14 protein-coding genes are annotated in these 12,170 nt (G+C 47.5%); 12 read left to right on the forward strand and 2 right to left on the reverse strand.

Annotated features, from left to right (window positions below; all coding sequences use genetic code 11):
• Positions 1-202: 202 nt before the first annotated feature.
• The gene (locus A3EU_RS0109640; protein WP_020535947.1) at positions 203-1,588 is read right to left on the reverse strand and encodes an MATE family efflux transporter; all 1,386 of its coding nucleotides are present in this window, start codon (positions 1,586-1,588) and stop codon (positions 203-205) included.
• Between the two features lie 104 nt (positions 1,589-1,692).
• On the reverse strand, positions 1,693-1,851 hold the full coding sequence (locus tag A3EU_RS34215) for a hypothetical protein (RefSeq protein WP_020535948.1): 159 nt from the start codon (positions 1,849-1,851) through the stop codon (positions 1,693-1,695).
• A 132-nt stretch (positions 1,852-1,983) separates the two neighbouring features.
• Here A3EU_RS34215 and A3EU_RS29950 point away from each other — a divergent pair, with 132 nt between their 5' ends.
• The 12 genes from A3EU_RS29950 (at position 1,984) to A3EU_RS0109705 (ending at position 12,060) form a co-directional block, all read left to right on the forward strand.
• Positions 1,984-2,601: a response regulator transcription factor gene (locus A3EU_RS29950; protein WP_020535949.1), complete on the forward strand. Its 618-nt coding sequence runs from the start codon at positions 1,984-1,986 to the stop codon at positions 2,599-2,601.
• Positions 2,602-2,734: 133 nt separating this feature from the next.
• On the forward strand, positions 2,735-3,343 hold the full coding sequence (locus tag A3EU_RS0109655) for a Pvc16 family protein (RefSeq protein ID WP_020535950.1): 609 nt from the start codon (positions 2,735-2,737) through the stop codon (positions 3,341-3,343).
• A gap of 2 nt (positions 3,344-3,345) precedes the next feature.
• Positions 3,346-4,137 (forward strand): hypothetical protein, encoded by a 792-nt coding sequence (locus A3EU_RS0109660; RefSeq protein WP_020535951.1) that lies wholly within the window; start codon positions 3,346-3,348, stop codon positions 4,135-4,137.
• A gap of 181 nt (positions 4,138-4,318) precedes the next feature.
• Positions 4,319-5,779, forward strand: coding sequence for a phage tail sheath family protein (locus A3EU_RS0109665; RefSeq protein ID WP_020535952.1), 1,461 nt, complete (start codon positions 4,319-4,321; stop codon positions 5,777-5,779).
• 87 nt (positions 5,780-5,866) lie between these two features.
• Positions 5,867-7,663 (forward strand): phage tail sheath family protein, encoded by a 1,797-nt coding sequence (locus A3EU_RS35000; protein ID WP_020535953.1) that lies wholly within the window; start codon positions 5,867-5,869, stop codon positions 7,661-7,663.
• Between the two features lie 51 nt (positions 7,664-7,714).
• Entirely contained in the window at positions 7,715-8,143 is a 429-nt protein-coding gene (locus A3EU_RS0109675) for a phage tail protein (RefSeq protein WP_020535954.1), read from the forward strand.
• A gap of 15 nt (positions 8,144-8,158) precedes the next feature.
• Complete coding sequence (locus A3EU_RS0109680) at positions 8,159-8,593, forward strand: phage tail protein (RefSeq protein WP_020535955.1); 435 nt, start codon at positions 8,159-8,161, stop codon at positions 8,591-8,593.
• Positions 8,594-8,595: 2 nt separating this feature from the next.
• Complete coding sequence (locus A3EU_RS0109685) at positions 8,596-8,778, forward strand: DUF5908 family protein (protein ID WP_020535956.1); 183 nt, start codon at positions 8,596-8,598, stop codon at positions 8,776-8,778.
• A 123-nt stretch (positions 8,779-8,901) separates the two neighbouring features.
• Positions 8,902-9,555, forward strand: a complete 654-nt coding sequence (locus tag A3EU_RS0109690; protein ID WP_425412667.1) for a CIS tube protein — start codon at positions 8,902-8,904, stop codon at positions 9,553-9,555.
• A gap of 19 nt (positions 9,556-9,574) precedes the next feature.
• Positions 9,575-11,296: a type VI secretion system tip protein VgrG gene (gene vgrG, locus A3EU_RS0109695; protein WP_020535958.1), complete on the forward strand. Its 1,722-nt coding sequence runs from the start codon at positions 9,575-9,577 to the stop codon at positions 11,294-11,296.
• Between the two features lie 11 nt (positions 11,297-11,307).
• The gene (locus tag A3EU_RS0109700; protein WP_020535959.1) at positions 11,308-11,598 is read left to right on the forward strand and encodes a PAAR domain-containing protein; all 291 of its coding nucleotides are present in this window, start codon (positions 11,308-11,310) and stop codon (positions 11,596-11,598) included.
• Positions 11,599-11,628: 30 nt separating this feature from the next.
• Positions 11,629-12,060, forward strand: a complete 432-nt coding sequence (locus A3EU_RS0109705) for a GPW/gp25 family protein (protein WP_020535960.1) — start codon at positions 11,629-11,631, stop codon at positions 12,058-12,060.
• Positions 12,061-12,170 lie beyond the last annotated feature (110 nt).

Genomic DNA, 12,170 nt, shown 5'->3' on the forward strand with positions numbered 1-12,170 from the left:
CGCTCTTAATGCCGGGTATAGACTTCCAAACCGCTGAAACAGCGAACCGAACAGGTGAGCCCGGTAAACGGAGTGCGCAGGGACTAAGGGCGGTAGCGGTACCGCAGGTGAGAGCGGACGACCTGACGCCCCGCCGGTGGCGGTAGGCGGAGGCCCCAAAAAGGAATTATTATGGATGTTTGGCATCCACTAAAATGAAGCGTTAAACCTCCGTCTTCAACCAATCTCCACGACGAAATAGAATAAAAGCCAAAGCTGTAAGCACCATTTCTGCAATGATGATCGCCCAAGTGACGCCGGCCACGCCATACCCCAGATAAAGCCCGAGATAATATCCCATTGGAATCTCAACGATCCAAAAGGAAATGATATTGATCATCATTGGTGTATGTGTATCTCCAGCACCGTTAAAGGCTTGACTGAAGATCATACCAAAACCATAGAGGGTGTAGCCCAATGCGAATATCTTCAAGGCCGTAGTACCTGCCTCAAGAACAGCGGGCGTATCATCGAAGAAAAGGATCAGGTGAGGGGCGAATAACAGGTAGACGATAGAAATAATGCCTAAAAAACCACCGGCCATCATGGCGGCCAATTTCACGGAGCGTATCGCCCGATCGGGTTCTTTTGCGCCCAGATTTTGGCCTACGAGTGTAGCGGTGGCATTGGATAATCCCCAGGCAGGCAGGAGGGTAAAGATGATCAAGCGAATAGCAATGGTATAGCCCGCCACGGCTTCACTACCAAATTTGGAAACAATTCTCATCAGGAATACCCAGCTGGCAGAGGCAATGATGTATTGCATGGCGCCCGAAGAAGCAATCCGGCCTAGTCGTTTGAGGATACCCCAGTCGAGGCGCCAACCGCCCGCCCGAAGTTGAATGGTGCCACGACCGCCAAAAAGAATGTAAAGCTGGAAAGCGACCCCAATACCACGACCAATAGTGGTGGCTACCGCTGCACCCGTAACGCCCATTGCCGGAATGGGCCCGAAGCCGTGAATGAAAATAGGGTCAAGAATAATATTAATACCGTTGGCCAACCACAAGGCTCGCATGGCGTAAGCGGCATCTCCCGCGCCACGGAAAATACCATTGAGCAAGAAAAGAAGCATGATGACTGCATTGCTGCCAAAAAGCAAACGGGTATAGTTTTTACCTGAAGCAATCAAAGTTTCACTTCCTCCCATCATCCTCAGTATATCCTCTGCATAAATAACACCGGGGATTCCCAGGATAAAACTCACCCCAATGGCCATATAGATGGCTTGTTTAGCTACACGCGAGGCATTGGCCTGGTCTTTTTGCCCAATATAGCGGGCGATCATAGCTACCGGTGCCGTACTGATCCCGATGGCAATGGCGTAGACCAAGGTGATGACCGCCTCGGTGAGCCCAACAGTAGCCACCGCATCGGGGCTAACCTTTGCAACAAAATAAGCATCGACCAAGGCAAATAAAGACTCCATAGCCATCTCCAGTACCATGGGGATACTGAGCATCACAATCGCCTTTTTTATAGAACCGGAGGTATAGTCGTACTCATCTCCGCGAATAGCAGCGCGGAAGAGTTGGAGGAGTTTTTGCATGAGGGAATTTTGGTTAGGCCGAATTAGGCTTTTTCTTTGACCGCCGTGGTGCAAAGGCACAGATTATTGCTCAAAGGTCTGTTTTTGTGGGAATAGTTCCGGTATTAAATAATATTTATCTCTTTTCCAGAGTTTTTATTTAATCGACTACCTTTTGCGTATTCTACTGCAATGAGTAAACCCACTGAAGCATTCTCCCCCCGCTTCTGTAAGTGTAACCCAGATAAAGTCTTTTGATTTTTTGATTTAAAATTATTATTCATCCGTAACGAATTTAGTGCGGAGGGTAATAATAGACCAGTAGCTGTAATAAATACCAAGCTTAAAGTGAATTGGGCCCTGCCCAAAGCACCTGGGTATTGGTATACTTAATCATACCCTAAAACTATTCTGCTATGTCTACGCCTATTTACCTTCTGGGGAAAACTCCTTTGGTCATCCTTGGCCTTGAAAGTGTCTTGAACGACACTTCTTACAATTTCAAAAAAAGTTTTTTGCTGGGAAAGGACGAGTTCTGTCCAAACTGCTCATCAGCCTTCTTACTTTTCGTTCAGTTGAATGAAGAAAAAAGCAAACGTTTCACTTGTCTGAAAAGAATAATTAAAAATTACCCACTGGCGCGACTTATTGTGCTCCACGACACCACGGACGTGAAACACATAAAAGCCTGTTTTCGACTTGGCGTAAGCGCCTATTTATTGTCGAGCATTTGTGCCGCCGATGTTCGCAAAGCCATCCAGGCGGTCTCTGATGGGCAGACTTACCTTGATCCCATCTTGAGCCAATATTGGGCGAGCCAGACCATGGGCTTAGGTAATGATAATTTATCCCTTACCCGTCGGGAAAAAGAAGTCCTCAACTTAATTGTAGAAGAATACACGACCAAAGAGATTGCCAAGCAGCTTTATATCAGCCCATGCACGGCAGAAACTCATCGGATGAATATCATTCATAAAATGGGAGTCAGGAATACGGCCGGAGTTGTTCGTGAGGCTGTCCGGATGGGGTGGTGATGTTTCTCATGGAAAACCACTAGATTTTATATTCAGGGTTTTCCTTGATGTTTATTGGGTTAGTTATCAGCAATTTGTGGGGGTCTAAGTAATACTGCCAAGTAGCTGTTTTAACCTAATTACCTATTACCTCATGCCAATAGTACGCGATACCATCGCCGATACTTTATCCATTCTCAGGCTGACCCTTGAAAATGGGCTGGATGATATCGAAACTAATACAGACGATGCTGTTGAACTTAACAATATCGCCTTCTGGGATATGGCGAGTACTGACCCACGAGCCGTAAGTAATAGCATCATTGTAACGCTGGTCAAAACAGAGGAGGAGTTTGCAATGAAAAACCGGCCGGCACACCGCCGTAATCCGGTTACAGGTAGCTTGGAGTATGTTAACCCACCTGTCTTTTTAAACCTTCATGTACTCTTCACGGTAAACACGCCTAACTATGATACCGCGCTTACCTATCTATCAAGAATCATCGGTTTTTTTCAACACCAGCGTGTTTTCACGGAAAATAATTCCTCTGTTCCTAATGATGTCAATATCGACACCTTCCACTTCAATGTGAGCATGTTGTCTCCCTCGTTGGAGCAGCTCAACCATTTATGGGGGATACTAGGAGGGAGGATGCTACCCAGCGTGTTGTACCGGTTCCAGATTCAGCGCATCGAATACATCGATCAGCCTGAACCTGCACCACAGATTGAAACCATTATTGTTAACGAACAACTCTATTAACAATGGGCTTCATCATCAAATATCAACGGGTAATTAAGCTACACTTTTGGCAGTACCATTGGTTACTAAAAGGAGCAGACGTATTGGTTTTACCTCCCACGGGGAGTACACAAGCTGTTCAAGAGAGAATTATCGCTTACGATTTGAGAAATGTACTCAAGGTAAGTTTGACAGCCACGTCACAAAAGGAATTAGAAAAAAGAGGTCTGGTTTTTAAAGCAAATACGACCGGAGCAATTATAGTAAGCAAGGATGGTTACACGGAAGCCGATGATTCCTTTAGGCTCAGTTTTGCGGTAAGCTTAATTGACCCCGAGTGGCCTTCTTACACCTTGACCGGTGTGACGGACATTCAACACCAGGTCTTTCACTTGACCAATTTTGGTCGCGTACCTGCTGCCCGCACTTTACTGACGGATGGCGGAAATGAGACGCTACGTACCAGCCACTTTATTCCCAAGCAGGGGAGGGTGGTTCGTTTGCCACAATTGGTAGCGGGCACTGCTACGACCATCGACGTTTTTGATGCTTTAAGCACGGCCGTCACCCCTGCGCTGAGTTTTACGTTTCCGGCGATCGCTGGACAAGAAGAATACGAATTGGATTGCCGCTCCCTGCGAGAGGGGCTTTACCGTTTTTCCGGAGGAAATATCGACCCCATTACACAATACCTTGGACTAGAAAACCAGCCTGCATTGATAGGAGTGGTAGATCTATTTACCAAAGATTGGGAAGGAGCTGGTGACCCTGCTCAAGAAGGATCGGAGTACGATATTCGGCTTGCTGCGCCTTAGTATTGCGCAGAAAATAAAATGCGATTTTTTTAGGTTTCCCAAATAGTTAACACACTTAAATGAATCGTTTTGTCAACTATTTTGGAAACAAAACCGCATTTTATTTTCGTGCTGTTCCTTCGTATTGCGCAGAAAAAAATTAAAGAAAATGATTTTGCCAAAACTCATAAATATCTGATATATGCCCACTAATTATGCTATTCCAGGCGTGTACGTAGAGGAGATTACCAAATTCCCTCCTGCCGTCGCTCAGGTAGAAACAGCAATTCCGGCTTTCGTTGGCTATACGGAACGCAGGCTAGATGCCAACGGCGGCACCCTGGCCCAGGATACGCCCGTGAGGATTTCCTCCATGACCGAATTTGAAACACTATTCGGCAATGCTCCCCGCCTAACGGTGACGGAGGTGCGCCTGGATGCGGATAACAACATTCTGGGGGCTACAATCAGTACCTCGTTTTACCTGCATCATGCTGTGCAGATGTTTTACGCCAATGGCGGCGGCGACTGCTACATCGTATCAGTTGCGGCGGCGCCCGGCTTTACCGGCGGCTACGTTTCCGGAGAAATATTGAGTGGAGTCAATGCCCTCGAACTGGTAGACGAACCCACGCTCATCTGTTTTCCTGATGCTGCTGGCAATGATGATGGAGGAATTTCCACATCCCTGCAAGTCAGAGCGCTTCAGCTTTGTGCGGAGTTGGGAGATCGCTTTACTATTTGTGATACGCTGTTGGGAGACCCGCTAGGAGCGACCTTCCGCAACGAAATTGGTATTAATAATCTAAAATACGGAGCCGCGTATACGCCCTGGCTACAAGCCACTTTTGCCAAGAACCTGACTTTTGAGGAATTGAGCACGGGCATCTTTACCCGTAACGGTGTTAGCGGATTGGCCTTAGAAGCACTCACCACGGATACAGCTACGCAAACGCTGATTACAACTTACCGTGCCAATTTGGGCGTAGAAACTGCCGATCAGCTGGCAGACCGGGAATTAGCTTTACGCAACAACTTTGGCTTGTACAAAGCGATTATTGCAGCTATCAACGGTTTACCCCTCGCGATGCCCCCGAGTGGCGCGATTGCTGGCGTCTACGCGACAGTGGATCGTACTCGCGGCGTATGGAAAGCCCCTGCGAATGTGAGCGTGAATTTGGTGACGGAACCAACTTCTGGTTTTACCCAAGGGCAGCTCGCCAATTTGAATATTGATCCCGTTGCCGGAAAATCTATCAATGCGATCCGGACATTCACAGGGAAGGGCGTACTCGTTTGGGGTGCCCGTACCCTGGCTGGTAACGATAATGAATGGCGCTACATTAATGTTCGTCGCTTCTATAACATGGTTGAGGAATCAGTGAAGAAAGCTGCCGGGCAGTTTGTCTTTGAACCCAATGATGCCAATACCTGGGTGCGAGTGCAGGGAATGATTGAAAACTTTCTGACCCTTCAGTGGCGAGCGGGAGCATTGCAGGGAGCTAAACAGGAACACGCCTTTCAGGTAGCTGTAGGATTGGGTAAAACCATGACGGCTGATGATATTCTGAATGGCCGGATGATCGTACAGATTGCCATGGCACCTGTGCGCCCCGCCGAATTTATCATTCTGCGCTTCGAGCAAAAAATGCCTGAATCTTAATCTGACTTGCGCCATTTGCCAAAAGGCTAACTTAATTATTGACCACCTTCATCCATCCTTTATTGGACGGATATCATAAATCCTATTATGCCTAATAACTATGCGATACCCGGTGTATATGTGGAAGAAATACCCAAGTTTCCACCTTCTGTTGCTCAGGTAGAAACTGCTATCCCGGCTTTTATGGGTTATACCCAAAAATCCTTGGATACATCCGGCAACCCTTTGGCGATAAACACCCCTGTACGTATTACTTCTTTTACGGAGTTTGAGACGCGCTTTGGCGTAGCACCACCATTGGGCGTGTCGGAAATTCGACTGGACGCCGCAGACAATTTTGCGGGGGCTGATATTACCACAGCGTACTATATGCACCATGCTGTTCAGTTGTTTTATGCCAATGGCGGTGGTGATTGCTACATCGTTTCTGTTGGTCCTTACGCGACAACTGCCTCCTTTGCCGATGAGGCCCACTTTACGGGCGTCGGAACGGCACTGGAAGCCATCAGTCGCGTTGATGAGCCTACCATTTTACTTTTCCCGGATGCGGTTTTGCTTTCCGATGTTGCGTTGGGAAATGTTCAAAAAGCTGCTTTGCTGCAATGTGCCAACTTACAGGATCGTGTGACGGTTTGTGATTTGAAAAATGACAGCCCTGCCGACCTCCAGGATGTTGTAGATTTTCGTCAGCAAATTGGTATTAATAACCTAAAATACGGCGCTGCCTATACCCCTTGGATAGAAGGGCTGCTGCCTAAAAATATCGGTTATGCCCAGCTCAATGGCGATATTTTTGTAAGAGCAGGCGCACTGCCAGCAGTCAATTTGGCGGCAATCAATACAGACGCAGATATCGCCAATGTTCTCGATAATTATGACTTGATTTTAGCTATCAATGGCATTGGGACAATTGACACGCTGCGCTCGGATATTAATGATCAATATGCCAGTCTACTCCTAATCACGGACTACGACACTGCCGGTATGACGACTGCGCTGGATACAGCGATCACGGCAATGGATACCGATATTAATGGAGATTTGGTGCCGGCACCATTTCCGGTTTTACCCGCCAATTATACGACTGCACTTACCAATCTACAAGCTGCTGTAACAGCCTATGAAGCACTGACCAATGTTAGCACAGCTGTAGATATAGCGACTGCCCGAGAGGATTTAGCAACTGCGATGAGTAATTATCTCGGTTTTGTGGGAGCAACAGCCACGGCTGATGCCGAAGAAAACCTGCGTGCTGTTTATCCTATCTACCGGGCGATTATTGCGGGTATTAACGCTGTTCCATTAGCGGTTCCTCCCAGTGGTGCTATTGTAGGAGTATATGCTGCTGTTGACCGTACACGTGGTGTATGGAAAGCACCTGCCAATGTGAGCCTTAATCAGGTGGTCGGCCCTACTAAAGCCTATGTACAATCAGCTTTAGCTAACCTGAATGTTGATCCTTCGACCGGAAAATCTATCAATGCCATCCGCAGTTTTACAGGCAAAGGAACCCTGGTTTGGGGTGCACGAACCTTGGCTGGCAACGATAATGAATGGCGCTACGTAAGTGTCCGCCGTTTTGTGAACATGGTCGAAGAATCCACGAAAAAAGCCGCTGAACAGTTTGTTTTCGAACCCAATGATGCCAATACCTGGGTACGGGTGCAGGCGATGATCGAAAACTTTCTCACGCTACAGTGGCGAGCAGGTGCCTTACAGGGTGCCAAACAAGAACATGCTTTTCGGGTTGCGGTAGGCCTTGGTAAAACCATGACCGCCGATGATATTTTGAATGGTCGGATGATTGTTCAGATAGCTTTGGCGATCGTACGCCCGGCCGAGTTCATTGTGCTTCGTTTTGAGCAGATGATGCCTCAGTCTTAATCAACAAAAATTTAAGCTCGTACCCTTTTGGTACACAATATCTAAACCAATATGGCTAATTACCCACTTCCCAAATTTAGTTTCCTCATCGAATGGGGTGAGGCTCGCCTGGGATTTACTGAAGTTACGGGTCTGGAGCGTTCCGTAGAAGTAATTGAATACCGTGAAGGTTCCAGCAAAAGTTATTCAAAGCTGAAGATGCCAGGCATGGAAGCACTATCAAATGTAACCCTCAAACGGGGCACCTTCGAGGGGGATATCAGCTTCTACAGCTGGTTCAATACGGTACAAATGAATACCGTAGAACGCCGCGATGTCATCGTGAAGCTACTCAATGAAGAAAACGAGCCAACGATGGTCTGGCGTTTGGCCAACTGTTTTGCCGTCAAATACCAGGCTTCAGAGTTGAAGGCTGATGGCAATGAAGTAGCCATTGAGACCCTGGAGATTGCCCACGAGGGCTTAAGTATGGTCAGCTAATAATCCACTGTTGCTATGGCATTTTACCCACCGGTAGGTTTTCACTTTGCAGTTCGCTTTGGAATCAGCGACCAAGACAATGATACTCGCTTTCAGAGTGTCACTGGCCTGAGTGTTGAATACGAAACGGAAACGATTAATGAGGGTGGTGAAAACCGCTTTGTTCACGAAATTCCTGTGCGTACCAGTTATAGCAATCTGGTGCTCAAGCGGGGAATGATGGTAGATTCTACCGTCGTAAAGTGGTGCATTGATGCTTTTGAAAACCGAAGCTTTGAACCCACAGACATACAGGTGATCCTCCTGAATGAAAACCATGAGCCGCTACGCACCTGGAGCGTAGTAAGGGCCTGGCCCAAACGGTGGTCGGTCAGCGACTTTAATGCCGAGGATAACAGCATCGTCATTGAAACGCTTGAACTCAGTTACCGCTACTATAAACTCCTGTAATTATGCCCGTTGAAATCAGAGAACTCCACATTAAAATTAATGTGAACGAACAGACGCAGAACAACAATAATGCTACTTCTAGTACGGAAAACACCAGGCAGGAAACCCGCAAAAAGGAAGATGCACTGGTGGCGGAATGCGTAGCACAAACACTGAATATTCTCGCCGACGAGAAGGAACGATAACAGCGTTCATACGTTGACTTTTTTTTTAAAAAAAACTCCGTGTCTCGGTGCCTCCGCGGCAAATTGTCAGAGAATAGAAAAGCAAAATACTAAGCGATGGACATCCTCGGGAAGTTGGAAAAAATGAGAATCCTGGCATTTAAAGACAATGCCTTTAGCAAGCCGGCTTCGCCAGCTTCTTGGCCAGTATTGGTCAATCCGGAGTCTTATGCGATGGACTATAAAATCGAGTACAATACGGATGCTGCTCCGGGTAATGATGGAACATCTGCCAAGTATACGCGCCATGATCCGGNAGAGTTTTCCTGCGATTTGTGGTTTGATAATACAGGCATTTTAGACGATACTCCACGCCCGGATATCTATTCGGAAATGGATAAGTTTCGGAAGTTCTTGCTGGATATTGAAGACGAGACCCACGAGCCCCGCCATTTTATGATCATCTGGGGAAAGATGATTTTTAAAGGGCGGATTACCGGATTGCAAATTCAGTACAAGTTGTTTAAATCGGATGGTACCCCTATTCGGGCCATGGCAACGGTGAGCTTCAAGGGCAGTTTCGATGACTTACTGAGGTTGGCAAAAGCCAATTTGCTTTCTCCGGATCTCACCCACAAGCGGGTTGTCAGAGCAGGAGATACTTTGCCCAATATGTGTGAAGAAATTTACGGAAGCACGGCCTATGTAACCCAAATAGCGAGAGTTAATAACCTGGCAAAATTCCGGCAAATACCTGCTGGGACCGAATTGTATTTTCCGCCATTTGCTAAAGTTTGATCAAGATTAAAACAAAAGAATGTTAAGCGATAGAATTATACCAACTCCGGTGGCGCCTTCTGTGGCAACGTTTACCGTCCTTTCGGCGGGAACCGAAGTGCCGAGGGAGTTTCAGGTCTTGTCGATAGTGGTCAATAAGGCCGTTAATCGTATCGCAACGGCAACGCTGATTTTAAGAGATGGCGATCCGGCGGCCCAAACCTTTACCGCCAGTGAAGAAGATTACTTTGTGCCCGGAAAAGAGCTGGAACTGAAGGCCGGCTACCAAGGCACAGAAGACAAAATATTCAGCGGAGTTGTGGTGAGCCATGCCATTCGGGTTCGTGATCAGCGATCAGTGCTGGAGGTGGTGTGTAAAGACCCTGCTTTTAAAATGACCTTAAATCCGGAGAATCGCTATTTCCGTGACACAACAGAAAGCGATGCGCTTGAAGATATCATTCGAGCCAGTGGATTAACGGCAGAGGTGGAAGCAACCACGGAATCAAAAGCAGAAATCATTCAATACCACTGCACCAATTGGGATTTTGTCCTCACGCGGGCAGATGCTTTAGGAAAGATTTGCATTACGGAAGGCGGTACACTCAGCGTAAAAGCGCCCAACCTTACCCAAGCCAGCGCATTGAACTTGAGTTATGGTGGAAACCTGCTCAGCCTGGATTTGCAGATGGATGCCCGAAACCAGTTTAAGTCCATCAATTCCAAGGCGTGGAGCATGCCGAATAGCGAATTGGCGGAAGCGGAAGAAAGCACTTTTACTGCACCAAATGCAGGAAACCTGACCGCCAATGATTTAGCAGATGCACATGGCATTGATCCTTTGCAGCAACAGCACGGCGGCAATGTTTCGGAAGCAGAATTACAAGAGTGGTCGAAAGCACGACTGCAAAAAAGCCGTTTGGCTCGCATTCGGGGGCGGGCACAATTTCAGGGGATAGCCAGCCTGGAAGTAGGACAATTGGTCACGCTGCAAGGTGTGGGTGACCGCTTCAACGGACAAGTTTTTGTATCCGCTATTCGACATGAAATCAATAATGGCAACTGGCTCACTGATGCCGAGTTTGGCTTGGATGACAGCTGGTTTACAGAACGATTTGAAGTTACCCAACCGCGAGCTGCGGGAATTATTCCTCCGGTAAGCGGCCTGCAAATAGGGATCGTCACCCAGATTCATGATGACCCGCTGGGCGAGCATCGTGTGCAGATACGCTTGCCGCTGATCAGTACAGAAGATGATGGCACCTGGGCACGCGTAGCCGTTTTGGACGCTGGCGACACCCGAGGAAGTTTCTTTCGCCCCGAAGTTGGCGATGAAGTTGTGGTTGGTTTCCTCAACGATGATCCCCGCTTTCCGGTGATTACGGGCATGCTCAACAGCAGTACACGCCCGGCACCGCTGGATGCCACTGAAGATAATCACGAGCGAGGTTTTGTTTCCCGTTCGGGAATGAAATGGCTCTTCAATGATGAGCACAACAACATTTTACTCGAAACCCCGGATGGTAACCTCGTCGATATTTCTGGTGAAAACCAGTCTGTCACCCTGGGAGACCAACATGGAAATAAAATTGTGCTCGATAGTAATGGAATCACTTTGGAGAGTATTAAGGATATAGTACTCAAGGCCGCTACCAATCTGGAAGCAGAAGGGATGGCCGTGAAGATTGATGCCCAAAGCACTGGCGAATTTTCTGCCAGCGGAACGCTCACCCTCAAAGGAGGACTGGTTCAGATTAATTAAAAAAATAAACGATGCCACCTGCTGCTCGAATCAATGATATGCACGTTTGTCCAGCTTCCAATGGCCCCGTGCCACATGTGGGAGGGCCGATCATTCCTCCTGGAGAGGTGACGGTACTCATCGGTGGTTTTCCAGCCGCAAGGGTAGGGGATCAGGCACTCTGTACCGGGCCACCTGATGCTATCGTGGCAGGGAGTGGAACCGTATTGATTGGCGGAATGCCTGCTGCCCGATTAGGCGATAGTACCGCCCATGGTGGAACCATCGTCATTGGCTGTACCACGGTACTGATTGGAGGATAAGAGCATGTTTTTACTAAAAAAAGAAGATACATGGACGATAGTAAGCCAGCTACCAATTTTTTAGGAACGGGATGGAGTTTTCCTCCAACGTTTAGAAAGGCTTCCAGAGGAGTACGAATGACCACCGGGCAGGAGGATATTGACCGGAGCCTGGAAATTTTACTCTCTACGGCTTTAGGAGAGCGTGTTATGTTGCCCAACTATGGTAGCAACATGGAAGAGCTCTTGTTTGAACCCATTGATACCGGCTTACAGACCTTGATTTTTGACCGAATCAATACCGCTATTCTGTATTACGAACCTCGGATTGAAGTAGAGGATATCCTGCTGGATACCGAACGCGTGAACGAAGGAGTGCTCATCATCACGATTGCTTATCGGGTGCGAGCGACCAATTCGCGCTTCAACTTTGTCTACCCCTTCTATTTAACGGAAGGATCACAAGTTGATAATCCGATATAGCACTTGACCATGTGCCTAACCATTTAATCACCTGCTCACCCTATTATTTGTAGGAGACAGCACAAAAACAAAATGAACATTCGGTTTTTAAATAGCTAGCTAAGCGGTTC

The organism is Lewinella cohaerens DSM 23179 (genome assembly GCF_000379805.1).
GTDB classification, from domain to species: domain Bacteria; phylum Bacteroidota; class Bacteroidia; order Chitinophagales; family Saprospiraceae; genus Lewinella; species Lewinella cohaerens.